Below are 16,158 nucleotides of genomic sequence, written 5' to 3'. Positions count from 1 at the left end.
GGCTTTAGCATGGCAACCTACAAGCCTTTGTCGCAACGATGCCGCAACGAAATCGACCAGCCGACCATATTCTAAGCTTTGCGCAGACGCTGAACGGCGGCGGCGTGGAACGCGCGCTGCTGCGTATGGCGGCCGGCTGGGCGGCTGCGAGCCGACGCGTGACGTTGGTGATCGGCAAGGCCAGCGGCGCGCTTGCCCATGAGCTGCCGCCGGGCGTCGCGCTGCACGAACTGGGGGATCCACGATATCGCGCGCTGTTGGGGCTGCCCGCGCTGGTCCGTGCGCTGGCCCCGGACGTCGTGTTTTGCCCAGGCAATCACTATACCGCCGCGGCCTGCTGGTTGCGCGCGCGTCTGGACAGCGACTGCCCGCCTATCGTGGGCAAGGTGTCGAACGCGCTTGTCCGTCCCGATCTGCCGCGTGGCGCTGGCGCGGGTTATCGGCTGTGGCTGCGCGGCCACCGCCGCTTCCTGGATGCTGTCGTGGCGATGACGCCGGCGATGGCGCGGGAGGCGGCCGACGCGATGGCGCTGCGTCCGGACCAGATCCGTGTCATTGCGAATCCACCCGCGCTGCCGATCCCGGGCGCAGCGCCGCCGCCGATGCCACCGGGCCGCTTCATCCTGGGCGTCGGCCGGCTGGCGCCGCAGAAACGCTGGGATCGGCTCATTGAAGCGTTGCCCCGCCTGCACGACCGCGGCGTCACATTGCTGCTGCTTGGGGAGGGGGAGGAACGCGACGCACTGGCGCGGCTGATCGACCGGACCGGCTTGCACGATCGCGTGTCGATGCCCGGCCATGCGCCCGATCCGCTTCCCGCCATCGCGCGAGCCAGCGCGGTAGTGTTGACCAGCGAGTTCGAGGGCGTGCCGGGCGTGCTGCGCGAAGCGATCGCGCTCGGCACGCCCGTCGTCGCCACCGATTCTAGCAGCGCGATCCCCGAACTGATCGACTCGCCCGCCATCGGCACGATCGTGCCCGTGGGCGACCGTGCACGGCTGGTCGGCGCGCTCAACCATTGGCTCGCCCCGGGACGACCGCGCCCGGAGCCGCGTGTGGAGACGGGGCCAGACCCGATCGCGGCCTATCTCGCGCTGTTCGACGAGCTGGCCGCTCAGCGCAGGCGGTAGCGCACCCCCAGCCACAACGTACGCGGCGCCGCGCGTTCGACGATGTCGCCGCCGCTGATCGCGGTCTCGACTCGTGCATCGCCCAAATTCTCGCCGCGAAGCTCAAGCGCCAGCGAATGTGTGACAGGCACCATCGCGCGCGCGTCGAGCGTGAACGCCCGGGCGAGCGCGCGGGCATTCTGGTCATCCTCGAACTGCGGCCCGACGTAGCGGCCGGTCACCGCCAGCGACAGGCCGTCATCCTGCCAACCAAGCGTCGCCGACCCCTGGTGCCGCGCGGTCTGTGCCGGACGCAGGCCGTCCAATGCCCGCGCCGGGCCGCTCGCCGTCACGCGGGCGTCGGTATAGGCCCAGGATGCGCTCGCCCGCCATGGGCCGGCCTGCCAGCGCAGATCGACTTCCGCACCCTTTGCGACGATCGCGTCGAGGTTCAGCCGCTGACGATACGCCCCGCCTGCCGCAACGAAGCCGATACCGGGGAAATTGCCGGGCCCGGTGCCCAGCGTCACATTGCCGATCGCGCCGCCGATCCGGTTCCAATAGCCGGTCGCGCGCAGGCTGAAGCCGCCACCGGCAGTCACGTCGACGCCGGCTTCGATTCCGCGCGATCGCTCGGGATCGAGCAGCGGATTGGCCGCGGTCGCATCGGTGCCCGCGCGGAACGGCCGGTATAGCTCGTTGAGCGTCGGCAACCGCCAGCCAAGATAGGCGGCCGTGCGCAGCGACAGCGCCGGCGACAGCGCGAGTGCGGCGCCGGCGCGCCCGGTACCGGCCCAGCCGCTGCGGTCGGCAAAACGCGTATCGGTCAGCGCGGCACCCCCGGCGAGCGGCGCTTCGAACAGCGCGCCACTGGCCAGCGACCAATGGTCCGCGCGGCCGCCCAGGTTGATGGTCAACGCGCCACGCTCGACGCTCAGGTCTGCAAAGGCACCGGCTGTCAGCGTCTCGCCCCCAGCCACGCGGCGGCGAGTCGCTGCGCCCGCGACGAAGGTATAAAGCTCCTGCGTGCGGCCCGACGTGGCGCGCACGTCGCCTCCGAAGCGCAAGGTGGCGCCGCCGCCGATCGGCGGGGACAGCTCCAGCCGCGCGCCAGCGCCGGTCGCCGGCACATGCTGGTCCAGCGTCGCGCTGGCGGCGACGCGCCCGGCATTCAGGCTGGCAAAGCCGCTTGAGAAATCGCGATGCTGAAGATAGCCGAGCAGCGACCAGTTCCACGGTCCGCGCCCAACCAGCCGCAGGTTCGCGTCCGCGCCCTGGCTGCGCACATCGGTGAAGGCAGTCCCGCGATCCCGCGCATCGGTAAAACCGCTGAGCCCCGCCTGCAATTCCAACGCGAGGCCGACCGGCACGACCGCGCGAAGGGCGAGCGAGGCTTGCTCATAAGGTGCCGCGCGGTCCGCCGGGCCACGGTCCTCCGCCACGATCGGCACGAATCCGTCACCACGCGCATATTGCCCAGCGATGCTCAGTGCCCCCCCGCCCAGTCGCAGGCCGCTCGTACCAACCAGATCGATCGACTCGCGGCTTCCATAAAAGGCAGCCAGGTCGAGCGGGCCGAGCATGTCGGGTCCGGCACTGGTCAGCTCGATCGTGCCGGCGAGCGCGCCTGGCCCCTGATATCCGCTGCCCCCGCCGCGCGTGATCCGCACGCCGGCCAGTCGCTCGGGGAGATAGGCGGGAAAGGCGACCCAGCCGCCGAACGGATCGGCTTGCGGCACCCCGTCGAGAAGCAGCAGCGCCCGGCTCGACGCGTTGCCGCCAAGGCCGCGCAGCGTGATGCCCTGCGCGGTGGGATGCGCCGATCGCGAATCGGCGCGCCGGAATTGCGCCGCGCCGGCCGCGTCGCGCAGCACGTCCTCGAACCGCCCGCTGGCCGTTTGCGTCAGCGCCGCGCGATCGATTTCCGTGACGGCATAGGCTGCCTCACCCGGTGGCGAGTCGAGCCCGCGGCCGGTGACCACGATTTCCTGTGCCGTCGCTGCGGACGGCAGCAGCAACATCGCTGTCAGCGCCCTCATTGCGGCTTCACTCGCTCCGGACTCGCCGCCGCAAAGGGTTCGAGCGCGCGCGCAGCCGCGTCTGCCGCGACCAGCCGGGGATAGGCGTCGAGCGGCAGGTCGAAGCGCCGCGCATTGTACATCTGCGGCACCAGCAGCACGTCGGCGATGCCCGGCGTGTCGCCGCCGAGATAAGGCCCATTGGCAGCATCGGCGCCGGCCATCTGCTCCAGCGCGGCAAATCCCTCGGCCACCCAATGCCGGTACCAGTCATCCCGCGCGTCGTCCGCGATGCCCGATTGTTTCAGCCGTTTCAGCACGCGCAGGTTGTTGAGCGGATGGATGTCGGCCGCGATCGTCAGCGCCTGCGCCATCGCCCGCGCGCGGGCCAGCGGCTCGGCCGGGATCAGCCGCGGCTCGGGATAGGTGGCGTCGAGCCATTCGATGATCGCCAGGCTCTGCGTCAGGATCGTTCCATCGTCCAGCGCCAGCGCGGGCACGAAGCCCTGCGGGTTGCGCGCCAGATGCTCGGGCGAGCGCTGCGCACCCTCGACCAGATGCACCTCGACTGCCTGATAGGTCACGCCCTTGAGGTTAAGCGCGATGCGTACGCGATACGCCGCGGACGATCGGAAATAGTCGTACAGGATCATGCCGGCTCACCCTCGCTCTGCATCACCAGCCCGTCCGCCTCTTCGGCGGTCACGCCGGCCTCAACTGCCTGTTCGGAGCGCCGCTCCAGCGCCACCTTGATCATCGCCACGATCGGATCGGCAAGCGCCAGGCCCAGAAAGCCGAACAGCGTGCTCGCCAGCACCTGCGACGATACGGTCAGCGCCGGCGGCATGTCGACGGTGCGCTTGGCAATGATCGGCAGCAGGACATAGCCGTCGAAATTCTGCACTCCGAAATAGATCGCGATCGCCCACAGCCCCTCGCTCTGCCCCGCACTGAAGCCGACCGAAACCATGAGCACGCCGGAGATGAACGCGCCGACATTGGGGATGAAGGCGAGCATGCCGGTGATGATCCCGAGCAGCAGCGCCATCGGAACGCCGGCGATCGACAGGAGGATCCAGGTCAGGACCCCTTCGACCAGCATGCCGAGCAGCCGACCCGCCATCAGCACGCGCAACGTCCGCGCCATCCGCGCCAGCGTGACGGCGAATTGCTCACGCGACCCCAACGGCACCATCCATTGCAGCCCGCGCTCGTACAGCCGCGGGTCCATCGCCACGAACAGCCCGATGATCAGCACCAGGATGAAGCTCGCGATCGCGCCGACCGCGCCGCCGATGAACGAGGTCAGCCGTCCGACCGTGCCCAGCGCCTGCTGCGCCAGCCCCTTCAAGTCCGACTTGGCCGGCATCAGCCCGACTTCCGCCAGCCATGCGCTCAACCGCGCCGCCTGGATTTCGAGGGTCTGGCGCAACTGCTCGGCCTGCGCCGCGATCTCGACGCCGGTCAGGTAGAGCACACTGCCGATGAACCCGATGACGAGGCACACGACGATCAGCAATGCGATGCCGCGCGGGATCGGCACGACCTTGCGAATGAGGCGCGTGCCCCCGTCGAGCATCGCGGCGACGACCAGCGCGGCGAAGATCAGCAGCAAGGGTTGAATGAGCAGCACGACGACCGCGACCCCCGCCGCCAGCGCGAACCACACGCTCGCCCGGGTCAGTTCGGCGCGGACCACCGGGTCGCGCAGCTCGTTCGGCCCGGGTTCGCGCGTGACCTTGATCTCGTCGGCCGCCACCGCTCAGTTGCCGCCTGAGTCAGGGCGCAGCGATTCGCCCGCCCGGCCCGAGCGCAGCGATCCCACCCAGCTCAACGGGTTCCAGCTTTCGCTGCCGTCCAGGCTGAAAGTGATGAACTCAGCGCGCCCCCCGATATTCTCGATCGGCACCGCTCCGCCCAACCCTTCCTCGGCCAGCGTGAAGCGGCTGTCGGCGCTATTGTCCCGGTTGTCGCCCATCAGCCACAAATGGCCGGCGGGGATCCGCACCGGCGCGAAATTGTCGCCGGGCGAGGCTGGCAGCATGTCGATCGTGTCATAGCTTTTGCCGTTCGGCAGCGTCTCGCGCACGATGGGCACATTGCACACCGGCGCCCCGCTCGCGTCGCGGCCCAGCGCGCCGGGATAGTGCGCCGGATCGCATTGCAGATTTTCGTCGACCTTCAGCGCGCGCAGCCCCAGCCGCTCGCGCTGTACCTGCCGCCCGTTCAGGTACAGGATGCCGCCATGCATCTCGACCACGTCACCGGGCAGGCCGATGACTCGCTTGATATAGTCGCTGCGCGCATCGGTCGGCGTCACGATCACGATGTCGCCGCGCTCGGGCACGCGGCCCAGCAGCCGCCCCTTCATGAACGGCAGGATGTGGAAGGTCGGCGTGACATAGGAATAGCCATAGGGATATTTCGTCACCACCAGCCGGTCGCCGACCAGCAGGCTCGGCATCATCGATTCGGACGGGATGTAAAAGGGCTTGGCGATCAGGCTGTGAAAGCCGAGCACCGCCAGGATCAGCCACAAGATGCCCTTGACCTCGCCCCACCAGTCGGTGCCGGACTCGGCCTCGGGTTCGTCGTGCTCGACCTTCCCGTCCTTGATCTTCAACGCCGCGTCCCCGGCCATCCGCACGTCCTCATCCTTCGGGCAGCGCCTCGATCACCACCAGCGCCTGCGCCCAGGGATGGTCGTCGGTCAGCGTCAGGTGCACGCGCACCTTGTGCCCCGCCGGCACCATCGTTTCGAGCCGCGCCTTCGCCCCGCCGGTCAGCGCCAGCGTCGGCGCACCGGAAGGCGCGTTGACGACGCCGATGTCCCGCATGAACACCCCGGCCTTGAATCCGGTCCCGACCGCTTTGGAAAAAGCCTCCTTCGCGGCAAAGCGCTTGGCCAGCGTCGCGGCATAGTTCAGCGGCCGGCGCTTCGCCTTGGCCAGCTCGAGCTCGGTGAACACGCGGTTTTCGAAGCGCGTCCCGAACCGGTCGAGCGAAGCCTGTATCCGCTCGATGTTGCAGAGGTCGGAGCCGATCCCGATGATCAATTTCCCTCACCCTTCCCACGCGCCGACGCCCGCGGGCTCCTTCCCTCCCTTGATGGGAGAGAGAACTTCATCGCGCCGCGTCCATCAACGCGCGCATCCGCTTCACCACCGGCCCCAGCCCGTCGAAGATCGCTTCGCCGATCAGGAAATGGCCGATGTTCAATTCGCGGACCTGCGGGATCGCCGCGATCGGCACGACATTGTCGAAGGTCAGGCCATGTCCGGCATGGACTTCGATCCCGTTCTTCGCGGCCAATGCCGCGGCGTCGGCAATGCGGCGCAGCTCGGCGGTACGCGCCTCGCCCTCAAGCTCGCAATATCGCCCGGTGTGCAGCTCGACCACCGGCGCACCCAGCCGCAGCGCGGCCTCGATCTGCGCCGGATCAGGCTCGATGAACAGCGACACGCGAATGTTGGCGTTGCGCAGCTCCGCACACATCGGCGCGAGCAGGTCATGCTGCCCGCGCGCGTCCAGCCCGCCCTCGGTCGTGCGCTCCTCGCGCTTCTCGGGCACGATGCAGGCGGCATGCGGGCGATGACGCAGCGCGATCGCCAGCATCTCGTCGGTTGCTGCCATCTCCAGGTTGAGCGGAACGGTCAGTTCCGCCGCGAGCCGCGCGATATCCGCGTCGGTGATGTGCCGCCGGTCCTCGCGCAGATGCGCGGTGATGCCGCCCGCCCCCGCCTGCGCCGCCAGCAACGCCGCGCGCACCGGATCGGGATAGCCGCTTCCGCGCGCATTGCGCACGGTCGCCACGTGATCGATGTTCACCCCAAGGCGCAGCTCACTCATGCCGCTGCCCGGCTCCCCGGCTTGATCGCCGGGATCGCCGCCAGTTCGGGCGGCAGCGAGTCGGCCTCGTAACTCGGCACGTCGAGGCGGATCAGCGGGAAGAACGGCACGCCGAGATCCGCTGTACCGTTCGACCGATCGACCAGGCTTGCCGCCGCGATCACCTCGCCACCCGCTTCCTCGATCGCCTTGATCGCCTCGCGGGAACTCAGCCCGGTGGTGACGACATCCTCCATCATCAGCACTTGCTGGCCCGGCTCGAGCCGAAAGCCGCGGCGCAGTTCGAACGTGCCGGTCGGGCGCTCGACGAACATTGCATCCACGTTCAGCGCCCGCGCCACTTCCTGCCCGGCGATCACGCCGCCCATTGCGGGCGACACCACGGCGGTGATCCGCGCGCGCAGATCGTCGGGGATCCTCGCCGCGACGGCCGCCGCCAGCCGCCCGGCCCGCGCGGGATTCATCAGCACGCGCGCGCATTGCAGATAGCGCGGGCTGCGCAGCCCGGACGACAGGATGAAATGGCCTTCCAGCAGCGCCTGCGCCGCGCGAAACTCGTCCAGAACCTCGTCGTCCGTCATCGCTTGGCACGGCTCCATCGTTGCGCCACCGCATCTAGGCGCGGGCGAGTCGCGCCGCAACCGCTCCGAAAAAGAGAACGGGATAACCTTGAGACACGCGACGACGGTGCTATAGGCGGCGTCCAACGGGCAAGTTGCGCCCGCGCGACCGGAAACCCGGCGCCCCCCGCACATCATGGCAGCATGGGTGGGGTGAATATGGAAACATGGGGTTGAACGACAAGATGCGCATGCATGGATTGAAGGCGATCGTTCTGGCCGCTGGCCTCGCGCTCGCCGGCGGCGTTGCTCAGGGCCAGGGAACTCCGGCTCCGACCGCACCGAGCGCCGAAGCGCCCGAGGCACCGGCCCCGGTCACCGTGGCGACGCCTTCGCCGGTTACCGCGCCCGGCAACCTGGCGCAGCAGGCCGCCGCCGCGACTCCGGCAAACCCGGCCGATCCGCTGCTCAATGCCGACGGTACGCACAAGAACGGCCCGATGGCCGACGGTTATGGCCAGCCGGTCGACAAGCGCTTGGGCATCCAGCCGCAGGTGACGAAGAACGGCGAGACCGCCAAGACCTTCCACAACGCGATCCTGCTGCCGATCATCACGATCATTTCGATCTTCGTGCTGATCCTGCTCGCCTGGACGATCATCCGCTTCCGTCGCAAGGCGAACCCGGTTCCCTCGAAGACCAGCCACAACACGCTGATCGAGATCATCTGGACCGTCGTGCCCGTGCTGATCCTCGCGGTCATCGCCTGGCCGTCGATCTCGCTGCTGGCCAAGCAGTTCAAGCCCGCGCCCGAGAATGCGGTCACGATCAAGGCGATCGGCAACCAGTGGTACTGGTCGTACGAATATCCCGATCATGGCGGCATCTCGATCACCGCCAACATGCTCAAGGAAAAGAACGAGGTTGCCGCCGGTGCGCGCTATCGCACCGACGTCGACGGTCCGCGCCTGCTCGCAGTCGACAACCGCATCGTCGTGCCGGTCGGCGTGCCCGTGCGCCTGATCGCCACCGCGAACGACGTGATCCACAGCTGGGCGATCCCCGCTTTCTGGATCAAGATCGACGCGATCCCCGGTCGCCTCAACGAAACCAGCTTCACGGTCGAAAAGCCCGGCGTCTATTTCGGCCAGTGCTCGGAACTGTGCGGCGCGCGCCACGCCTATATGCCGATCGTCGTCGAGGCGGTCGAACCGGCGGTCTTCGCGCAGTGGATCGCGGCCAAGGGCGGCAAGATGCCTGAACCCAAGTCGGCATCGACCAAGCCCGAACTGCCGGCGGCCGACAACGCCACCGAAGCGGACGGCCTCGTCAACGCGATTGAGGAACCGTCCACCACCAATCAAGCCGCCACCGGCAATCTGGACCAGCAATAATGACTGACGTTGCACGCGACGCGCACGCCTTCACGGCGCACCATGACGACCACGCCCATGATGCCGATCATCTGCCCGGCTTCTTCGCGCGCTGGTTCCTCTCGACCAACCACAAGGACATCGGCACGCTGTACCTGATCTTCGCAATTGTCGCGGGGATCATCGGCGGCGGCATCTCGGGCCTGATGCGCCTCGAGCTGGCGCAGCCGGGCATCCAGTATCTCGGCACCTGGGCCTCGATGCTGCACGGCGGCGAGCAGTCGTTCGACGAATCGCTGCACTTCTGGAACGTGCTGATCACGGCGCACGGCCTGATCATGGTGTTCTTCATGGTCATGCCGGCGATGATCGGCGGCTTCGGCAACTGGTTCGTTCCGATCATGATCGGCGCGCCGGACATGGCGTTCCCGCGCATGAACAACCTGTCCTTCTGGCTGCTCGTGCCGGCGTTCATCCTGCTCCTCGCTTCGCCGTTCGTCGGCGGCGGCGCGGGCACCGGCTGGACCGTCTATGCCCCGCTCTCGACCTATGGCGAGCCTGGGCCGTCGGTGGACATGGCGATTCTCTCGCTTCACCTCGCCGGCGCCTCGTCGATTCTGGGCGCGATCAACTTCATCACCACCATCTTCAACATGCGCGCGCCGGGCATGACCCTGCACAAGATGCCGCTGTTCGTGTGGTCGGTGCTGATCACCGCCTTCCTCCTCCTGCTGGCGCTCCCGGTCCTCGCGGCCGCGATCACCATGCTGCTGACCGACCGCAACTTCGGCACGACCTTCTACGATCCGGCCGGCGGCGGCGATCCGGTACTCTACCAGCACCTCTTCTGGTTCTTCGGCCATCCCGAAGTGTACATCATGATCCTGCCGGGCTTCGGCATCATCAGCCAGATCGTCTCGACCTTCAGCCGCAAGCCGGTGTTCGGCTATCTCGGCATGGCTTACGCCATGGTCGCGATCGGCGTGGTCGGCTTCGTCGTGTGGGCGCACCACATGTTCACCACCGGCATGAGCGTGAACGTGAAGATGTACTTCACCGCCGCGACCATGATCATCGCGGTGCCGACGGGCGTGAAGATCTTCTCGTGGATCGCCACGATGTGGGGCGGGTCGATGAGCTTCAAGACTCCGATGGTCTGGGCGATCGGCTTCATCTTCATGTTCACCGTGGGCGGCGTCACCGGCGTGGTGCTCGCGAACGGCGGCGTGGACGATTACATGCACGACACCTATTACGTGGTCGCGCACTTCCACTACGTGCTCTCGCTCGGTGCCGTGTTCGGCCTCTTCGCGGGCTTCTACTACTGGTTCCCGAAGATGTTCGGGCGCATGTACAGCGAGCTGCTCGGCCAGCTGCATTTCTGGGTCTTCTTCATCGGCGTGAACATCCTGTTCTTCCCGATGCACTTCCTGGGCCTGCAGGGCATGCCGCGCCGCTATCCGGACTATCCGGACGCCTATGCCCACTACAACGAGATCGCGAGCTGGGGTTATGCCATCATGCTCGTCGGCATGGTCTTCTTCTTCATCAACGTGATCTGGTCGCTGATCGCGGGCAAGAAGGCCGAAGCCAATCCGTGGGGCGAAGGCGCGACGACGCTGGAATGGACGCTGTCCAGCCCGCCGCCGTTCCACCAGTTCGAAACGCTCCCGGTGATCGACGACGACAAGCATCACTGAGATCATCGAAGCTGACTACGAAACGCCCCGGAAGGAAACTTCCGGGGCGTTTTCGTTGGTGGTTCAGCTTCGCTCGCTGCGCCGCTAGGATCAGGAGATGATCCGGCTCGATCGAAAGCGACAGACCGTGGCGATCCTGCTTGCCGCGCTGGCAGGATATGTCGATGCCGTCGCCTTCCTCGCTTCGGGCAGCTATTTCGTTTCCTTCATGAGCGGAAACTCGACGCGATTGGGCGTGACGCTTGCGGCGGGACAATCGGTTGCCCTGGTCGTCACGCTGGTCGCTGCGTTCGTCACGGGGGTTGCCGGCGCAACCTTGCTCGGCAGGCGCCGTCGCGGGCGGCGCCAGCGAATCATCCTGCTGGTCGCGGCGTTGCTCGCCGCTGCAGCCGCCAGCGCCGGTTTTGCCCCCATACCGGCCTCATTGGCGCTCACAGCTGCGGCAATGGGAGCCGAGAACGCGATATTCGCTGACGACGGCGATGCGCTTGGCCTCACCTACATGACTGGAGCGCTCGTCAAGATCGGACAGCGAATCGCCGACGCGCTAAATGGCGGGCCGCCCCTGGCCTGGCTGCCCTTTGCCATGTTGTGGTCCGGACTGATCGCGGGTGGGATCGTCGGCGCGCTCGGCCATGCATCGTCCGGTCTGAACGCCCTGTGGCCAGCCGCCATATTCGCGCTGGTCCTCATGCCCTTCGTCGGCGAGGCCACGCACCCTTCCCCCCCGCACCAACCGGGCCTATAGCCCACCGCAAATGTCCGTCGCCAATCACAGCCTGATCCTGCCAGCCGACTGGCGCGATTTCCTTGCGCTGACCAAACCGCGCGTGATGACGCTCGTCGTGTTTACCGGGCTGTGCGGCATGCTCGCCGCGCCGGTGCCGATCCACCCCGTCCTGGGCTTCACGGCGATCCTGTGCATTGCCCTCGGTGCCGGCGCTGCGGCGACGCTCAACCAATGGTACGAGGCGGATCTGGACGCCAAGATGAAGCGGACGGCGAATCGCCCCCTTCCCGCCGGGCGAATGGACAAGCAATCCGCGCTGCATTTCGGGGTCGGTGTCGCCGCGCTGTCGGTGATCCTCATGGGTCTTGCCGTCAACTACACCGCCGCCGCGATCCTGCTCGTCTCGATCCTGTTCTACGTCCTCATCTACACCGTGTGGCTCAAGCGCCGCACGCCGCAGAACATCGTGATCGGCGGCGCTGCCGGTGCATTCCCGCCGCTGATCGGCTGGGCGGCGGCAACCGGGGAAGTGGCGCTGCTGCCCTTCCTCCTCTTCATGCTGGTCTTCCTGTGGACCCCGCCGCATTTCTGGGCGCTCGCGCTGTTCGTGAAGACCGATTACGCGAACGCCGGCGTGCCGATGCTGCCGGTGGTGGCGGGCGAGAAGAATACGCGCATCCAGATCGGCCTCTACACCATACCGATGGCGATCGCCGCGGTGGCCCCATGGCCGCTCGGGCTGACCGGCGCGCTCTATGGACTCACCGCAAGCGTTCTCACGCTGCTCTTCGCTGCCCTGGCGCTGCAAGTCGCCATGCGAATGGCGAGCGATAACGACGCCATGAAGCCCGAAAAGCGGCTGTTCGGCTATTCCATCCTCTATCTCTTCATCCTGTTCGGCGCCGTTGCCGCCGACCGCTGGTTGGCTGCATCATGACCCCCGAAGAAGAAAAGATCGTCCGCGCGCGGCAGAAGTCGCGCGCCCGCATCATGGCGCTGCTCCTGCTCGCCTTTGTCATCCTGGTCTTTGCGATCAGCATCGTGAAGATCAGCCAGGGCATCCCGCTGAAGGCCACGTAAGCTGATGAACATCCTCAAGATCGACCGCAAGCTGCGTACCGCCCTCCTCGCGGTGCTCGGCGTCTGCACCATGACCGGTGTCGCCTTTGCCAGCGTGCCGCTCTATCGCCTGTTCTGTCAGGTCACCGGCTTTGGCGGCACGACGATGCGCGCAGATGCGGCGCCCGGCGCGGTGGACGGCAAGATAACGGTCGCGTTCGATGCCAATGTCAGCCCGAAATTGACCTGGCAGTTCAAGCCGGAGGTCGCGTCCGACACGATCTCGATCGGCGCGCGTGACATGGCGTTCTACACCGCGACCAATACCGGCACTGTGCCGATCACGGGCACTGCGACCTATAATGTGACGCCAGAGGTAGCCGGCAAATATTTCAGCAAGATCCAGTGCTTCTGCTTCACCGAGCAGACGCTGAAGCCCGGTGAGACGATCCGCATGCCGGTCATCTACTTCGTCGATCCCAAGATCCTGACCGATCCCGATACCAAGGATATCGAGAAGATCACGCTCTCCTACACCTTCTATCCGACCGATCCTGCCAACAAAGGCGGCTGAGCGTCGGTCCAACCACCATTGCGCACCATCACGCCACCGCTTAAGGCGGCGTGGAATAACGCCTAAACATGAGACAGGGACGGACGATGGCAGGCGCCAAGAACCACGATTTCCACATTCTCCCGCCCAGCCCGTGGCCGATGCTCACCTCGCTTGCCGCCTTGTGGCTCGCGACCGGCGGCCTGATGTGGATGAAGGACGCGAACCACGGCATGTGGGTGTTCCTGTCGGGCCTCGCAGCGACGCTGTTCTGCATGGCGTCGTGGTGGGTCGCGGTGGTGCGTGAGGCGAAGGCCGGGGACCACACGCCGGTGGTCCAGCTTCACCTGCGCTATGGCATGATCCTGTTCATCGCGTCGGAAGTCATGTTCTTCGTCGGCTGGTTCTGGGCGTGGTTCGATTTCGCGCTGTTCCCGGTCGCGCTGCAGGTCAGTGGCGAGCACGCCAGCGTCGTCGAGGTTGTGCAGAACGCCGTCGCGACCTTCCCGCCCAAGGGCATGGAAGTGCTGAACGCGTTTGAACTGCCGCTGCTCAACACCTTCATCCTGCTGCTGTCGGGCACCACGGTGACCTGGGCGCATCACGGCCTGATCCACAATCAGCGCGGTGGCGCGATGAAGGGCCTGTGGGGCGCCATCGGCGTCGGCGAGAACGACGTGGTCAAGAAGGGCCTGTGGCTGACCATCATCCTGGGCCTCATCTTCTCGTGCATTCAGGCTTATGAATATGCACACGCCCCGTTCGTGTTCGGCAAGTCGAACTATTCGTCGGCCTTCTACATGGCGACCGGCTTCCACGGCTTCCACGTGATCGTCGGCACCATCTTCCTGATGGTCTGCCTCCTGCGCGCCTATCAGGGCGATTTCACCCCGCGCCAGCATTTCGGCTTCGAGGCGGCTGCCTGGTACTGGCACTTCGTCGACGTCGTCTGGCTGTTCCTGTTCGTCGTCGTCTATGTCTGGGGCAGCGCGGGCGCGCCGGTTCACGGCTGACGTGACGCAGCCGACCCGTTCGGCGATCAAGGGGGCGTGCCGCAACCGTGGCGCGCCCCCTTCGTTTGTGAAGACGCCATGCGCATGAAGCTCCCGGTCATCCCGACGATCGTCGTCGCACTCGCCATCGCCGCGATGATCGGCCTTGGCGTGTGGCAGCTCGATCGCCGCGCCGAAAAGGAAGCGGCGATTGCCCGCTATGCCGGCGCCAGCACGCTGCCGGTCATGGCCTTTCCCCGTCCGCCAGTCGGCGACGAGCATCTGTTCCGCCGCGCGACCGCAATGTGCCTGTCGGTCGTCGGCTGGAGCGAGCAGGCTGGCCGCGCCGAGAACGGCCTGAAGGGCTGGCGGCATATTGCCGAGTGCCGCACCGGCGTCGAAGCGCTCACGGTCAGGTTCGACATGGGCGTTGGCAGCACGCCCGGCATAACGCCGGTATGGAAGGGCGGCGAAGTCACCGGCACGATCACCCACGCCCCCGATTCGACGCCGCTGCTGGCCAGCCTGGCGCGCAAACGCGGTCCCAGGCCGCTGATGCTCGTCGCCGAAAAGCCTGCACCCGGCCTTGCCGCCAGCGCCCGGCCCGATCCGTCGAGCGTGCCGAACAATCACCTTGCCTATGCCGTGCAATGGTTCCTCTTCGCAGCTGCCGCGGCGGTCATCTACATCCTGGCGCTGCGTTGGCGCGAGAAGCGCCACGCGCCAGGCGACGCCCCGGCCAGCTCGCCCGATCCGACGCCGCCGCAAAGCTAGACTTTCTTGCCGCTGCGGCGTCGCGCGGCTAACCCGCGCCCCATGCGCTATCAGAGCACGCGGGGGGCCGCGCCCGAACTGGATTTCCGTGACGTCACCCTTGCCGGGCTGGCGAAAGACGGCGGCCTCTATGTCCCGGTCGAATGGCCGCGCTTCAGCGAAGCCGACATCGCAGGTCTCGCCGGGCTGTCCTATGTCGAGACCGCCGTGCGCGTCATGGCGCCGTTCGTCGCCGACAGCCTGTCCGAAGCCGAGTTGCGTGATCTGTGCGCGCAAGCTTATGGCCGCTTCAGCCACGACGCGGTCACCCCGCTCGTCCAGCTCGACCATCGCCACTTCCTGCTCGAGCTGTTCCACGGACCGACGCTGGCGTTCAAGGACGTCGCGCTTCAACTGCTCGGCCTGCTGTTCGAGCGGTTCCTCAAGGGCACCGACCAGCACCTCACCATCGTCGGCGCGACCAGCGGCGACACCGGCTCGGCCGCAATCGACGCGGTAGCGGGCCGTGAGGGCATCGACATCTTCATGCTCCACCCGCACCAGCGGGTAAGCGACGTCCAGCGGCGCCAGATGACCACCGTGCTCGCGCCCAATGTCCACAACATCGCCATCGAAGGCAGCTTCGACGACGCGCAGGCGATGGTGAAGGCGATGTTCAACGACGCCGATTTCGCCGGCCGCTTTCAGGTGACCGCCGTCAACTCGATCAACTGGGCGCGGCTGATGGCGCAGGTGGTCTATTATTTCTACGCCGCCGTCCGCCTGGGCGCGCCGCACCGCGCGGTCGCGTTCAGTGTGCCAACCGGCAATTTTGGCGACGTGTTTGCCGGCTATGTCGCGGCGCGCATGGGTCTGCCGGTCGCGAAGCTAGTCGTCGCGACCAATGTGAACGACATTCTCCACCGCGCGCTTTCGTCCGGCGACTATTCGACCGGCACCGTCACCCCCACGGCGGCCCCTAGTATGGACATTCAGGTCAGTTCGAATTTCGAACGGCTGTTGTTCGACCTCGCCGGCCGGGACGGGCCCGCACTCGCCGAGCAGATGCGCGGGTTCGAGGCGAGCAGAGCGATGCGCCTCACCAACGCGCAGCAGCAAGGCGCTGCCAGCTTGTTCGCCAGCGATCGGATCGACGCGGGCGAGATGTCGCAGGCCATGGCGTGGGCGAATTCCCGCGCCGCCGAGTTGCTCGACCCGCACACCGCGATTGGGCTGGCCGCAGCGCGCCGGGCGAACATCGCAGCCGAGGTGCCGATCGTAACCCTCGCCACCGCGCACCCCGCCAAGTTCCGCGATCCGGTCGAGCGCGCAACCGGCATCCGCCCCACCCTGCCGGCGCGCATCGGCGACTTGTTTGCCCGCGAGGAGCGCTACGACGTGCTGCCGGCAACGTTCGATGCCGTCACGGGCTATATCGCGGAACGCGCCAAGCCGCGCTAAA

The 16,158-nt window shown here is 66.9% G+C and carries 17 protein-coding genes; 10 read left to right on the top strand and 7 right to left on the bottom strand.

Annotated elements, in window-relative coordinates; all coding sequences use genetic code 11:
* Nucleotides 1–38 precede the first annotated feature (38 nt).
* Nucleotides 39–1,130, top strand: coding sequence for a glycosyltransferase (locus BFL28_RS19780; RefSeq protein WP_069322236.1), 1,092 nt, complete (start codon nucleotides 39–41; stop codon nucleotides 1,128–1,130).
* Here BFL28_RS19780 and BFL28_RS19775 read toward each other — a convergent pair.
* The 7 genes from BFL28_RS19775 to pyrE form a co-directional block, all read right to left on the bottom strand.
* Entirely contained in the window at nucleotides 1,115–3,148 is a 2,034-nt protein-coding gene (locus BFL28_RS19775) for a TonB-dependent receptor (RefSeq protein WP_069322235.1), read from the bottom strand. The two genes, BFL28_RS19780 and BFL28_RS19775, sit on opposite strands and share 16 nt — an antisense overlap.
* Complete coding sequence (maiA, locus tag BFL28_RS19770) at nucleotides 3,145–3,780, bottom strand: maleylacetoacetate isomerase (RefSeq protein WP_069322234.1); 636 nt, start codon at nucleotides 3,778–3,780, stop codon at nucleotides 3,145–3,147. The genes BFL28_RS19775 and maiA overlap by 4 nt, the downstream gene beginning before the upstream one ends.
* Nucleotides 3,777–4,886, bottom strand: a complete 1,110-nt coding sequence (locus BFL28_RS19765) for an AI-2E family transporter (RefSeq protein ID WP_069322233.1) — start codon at nucleotides 4,884–4,886, stop codon at nucleotides 3,777–3,779. Before BFL28_RS19765 ends, maiA begins: the two co-directional genes overlap by 4 nt.
* Nucleotides 4,887–4,889: 3 nt before the next feature.
* Nucleotides 4,890–5,768: a signal peptidase I gene (gene lepB / locus BFL28_RS19760; RefSeq protein WP_069322232.1), complete on the bottom strand. Its 879-nt coding sequence runs from the start codon at nucleotides 5,766–5,768 to the stop codon at nucleotides 4,890–4,892.
* A gap of 10 nt (nucleotides 5,769–5,778) precedes the next feature.
* The gene (acpS, locus tag BFL28_RS19755; protein ID WP_069322231.1) at nucleotides 5,779–6,183 is read right to left on the bottom strand and encodes a holo-ACP synthase; all 405 of its coding nucleotides are present in this window, start codon (nucleotides 6,181–6,183) and stop codon (nucleotides 5,779–5,781) included.
* A gap of 67 nt (nucleotides 6,184–6,250) precedes the next feature.
* Nucleotides 6,251–6,976 (bottom strand): pyridoxine 5'-phosphate synthase, encoded by a 726-nt coding sequence (locus BFL28_RS19750; protein ID WP_069322230.1) that lies wholly within the window; start codon nucleotides 6,974–6,976, stop codon nucleotides 6,251–6,253.
* Nucleotides 6,973–7,557, bottom strand: coding sequence for an orotate phosphoribosyltransferase (gene pyrE, locus BFL28_RS19745; RefSeq protein ID WP_069322229.1), 585 nt, complete (start codon nucleotides 7,555–7,557; stop codon nucleotides 6,973–6,975). The genes BFL28_RS19750 and pyrE overlap by 4 nt, the downstream gene beginning before the upstream one ends.
* A 230-nt stretch (nucleotides 7,558–7,787) precedes the next feature.
* On the opposite strand from pyrE, the gene coxB reads away from it, so the two are divergent.
* The 9 genes from coxB to thrC all read left to right on the top strand — a co-directional run bounded on the left by coxB (nucleotide 7,788) and on the right by thrC (nucleotide 16,157).
* Nucleotides 7,788–8,930, top strand: a complete 1,143-nt coding sequence (gene coxB, locus BFL28_RS19740) for a cytochrome c oxidase subunit II (RefSeq protein ID WP_079247327.1) — start codon at nucleotides 7,788–7,790, stop codon at nucleotides 8,928–8,930.
* Entirely contained in the window at nucleotides 8,930–10,609 is a 1,680-nt protein-coding gene (gene ctaD / locus BFL28_RS19735; RefSeq protein WP_069322227.1) for a cytochrome c oxidase subunit I, read from the top strand. Before coxB ends, ctaD begins: the two co-directional genes overlap by 1 nt.
* A gap of 97 nt (nucleotides 10,610–10,706) precedes the next feature.
* The gene (locus BFL28_RS19730) at nucleotides 10,707–11,357 is read left to right on the top strand and encodes a YoaK family protein (protein WP_069322226.1); all 651 of its coding nucleotides are present in this window, start codon (nucleotides 10,707–10,709) and stop codon (nucleotides 11,355–11,357) included.
* A 10-nt stretch (nucleotides 11,358–11,367) separates the two neighbouring features.
* Nucleotides 11,368–12,276 carry a heme o synthase gene (locus BFL28_RS19725; protein WP_069322225.1) on the top strand — a complete coding sequence of 303 codons (909 nt, stop codon included), beginning with the start codon at nucleotides 11,368–11,370 and terminating at the stop codon, nucleotides 12,274–12,276.
* Nucleotides 12,273–12,419, top strand: a complete 147-nt coding sequence (locus BFL28_RS21220) for a hypothetical protein (RefSeq protein ID WP_173655804.1) — start codon at nucleotides 12,273–12,275, stop codon at nucleotides 12,417–12,419. Before BFL28_RS19725 ends, BFL28_RS21220 begins: the two co-directional genes overlap by 4 nt.
* A gap of 4 nt (nucleotides 12,420–12,423) precedes the next feature.
* Entirely contained in the window at nucleotides 12,424–12,972 is a 549-nt protein-coding gene (locus tag BFL28_RS19720) for a cytochrome c oxidase assembly protein (protein ID WP_069322224.1), read from the top strand.
* 86 nt (nucleotides 12,973–13,058) lie between these two features.
* Nucleotides 13,059–13,964, top strand: coding sequence for a cytochrome c oxidase subunit 3 (locus tag BFL28_RS19715; protein ID WP_069322223.1), 906 nt, complete (start codon nucleotides 13,059–13,061; stop codon nucleotides 13,962–13,964).
* Between the two features lie 84 nt (nucleotides 13,965–14,048).
* The gene (locus BFL28_RS19710) at nucleotides 14,049–14,717 is read left to right on the top strand and encodes an SURF1 family protein (protein WP_338152268.1); all 669 of its coding nucleotides are present in this window, start codon (nucleotides 14,049–14,051) and stop codon (nucleotides 14,715–14,717) included.
* A 42-nt stretch (nucleotides 14,718–14,759) separates the two neighbouring features.
* Nucleotides 14,760–16,157: a threonine synthase gene (gene thrC, locus BFL28_RS19705; protein ID WP_069322221.1), complete on the top strand. Its 1,398-nt coding sequence runs from the start codon at nucleotides 14,760–14,762 to the stop codon at nucleotides 16,155–16,157.
* Nucleotide 16,158: the final 1 nt, after the last annotated feature.

The sequence above is a fragment of the Sphingomonas turrisvirgatae genome (assembly GCF_001721295.1).
Classification (GTDB): Bacteria; Pseudomonadota; Alphaproteobacteria; order Sphingomonadales; family Sphingomonadaceae; genus Sphingomonas; species Sphingomonas turrisvirgatae.
This window is presented reverse-complemented; position numbering and strand designations above follow the sequence as displayed.

Coding starts and splice junctions, on each gene's coding strand:
- maiA (WP_069322234.1), bottom strand. CDS start 3,780: ATGATCCTGTACGACTATTTCCGATCGTCCGCGGCGTATCGCGTACGC.
- BFL28_RS19715 (WP_069322223.1), top strand. CDS start 13,059: ATGGCAGGCGCCAAGAACCACGATTTCCACATTCTCCCGCCCAGCCCG.
- BFL28_RS19725 (WP_069322225.1), top strand. CDS start 11,368: ATGTCCGTCGCCAATCACAGCCTGATCCTGCCAGCCGACTGGCGCGAT.
- coxB (WP_079247327.1), top strand. CDS start 7,788: ATGCATGGATTGAAGGCGATCGTTCTGGCCGCTGGCCTCGCGCTCGCC.
- BFL28_RS19730 (WP_069322226.1), top strand. CDS start 10,707: ATGATCCGGCTCGATCGAAAGCGACAGACCGTGGCGATCCTGCTTGCC.
- BFL28_RS19750 (WP_069322230.1), bottom strand. CDS start 6,976: ATGAGTGAGCTGCGCCTTGGGGTGAACATCGATCACGTGGCGACCGTG.
- BFL28_RS21220 (WP_173655804.1), top strand. CDS start 12,273: ATGACCCCCGAAGAAGAAAAGATCGTCCGCGCGCGGCAGAAGTCGCGC.
- pyrE (WP_069322229.1), bottom strand. CDS start 7,557: ATGACGGACGACGAGGTTCTGGACGAGTTTCGCGCGGCGCAGGCGCTG.
- BFL28_RS19720 (WP_069322224.1), top strand. CDS start 12,424: ATGAACATCCTCAAGATCGACCGCAAGCTGCGTACCGCCCTCCTCGCG.
- BFL28_RS19780 (WP_069322236.1), top strand. CDS start 39: ATGCCGCAACGAAATCGACCAGCCGACCATATTCTAAGCTTTGCGCAG.
- BFL28_RS19775 (WP_069322235.1), bottom strand. CDS start 3,148: ATGAGGGCGCTGACAGCGATGTTGCTGCTGCCGTCCGCAGCGACGGCA.
- ctaD (WP_069322227.1), top strand. CDS start 8,930: ATGACTGACGTTGCACGCGACGCGCACGCCTTCACGGCGCACCATGAC.
- BFL28_RS19710 (WP_338152268.1), top strand. CDS start 14,049: ATGAAGCTCCCGGTCATCCCGACGATCGTCGTCGCACTCGCCATCGCC.
- lepB (WP_069322232.1), bottom strand. CDS start 5,768: ATGGCCGGGGACGCGGCGTTGAAGATCAAGGACGGGAAGGTCGAGCAC.
- thrC (WP_069322221.1), top strand. CDS start 14,760: ATGCGCTATCAGAGCACGCGGGGGGCCGCGCCCGAACTGGATTTCCGT.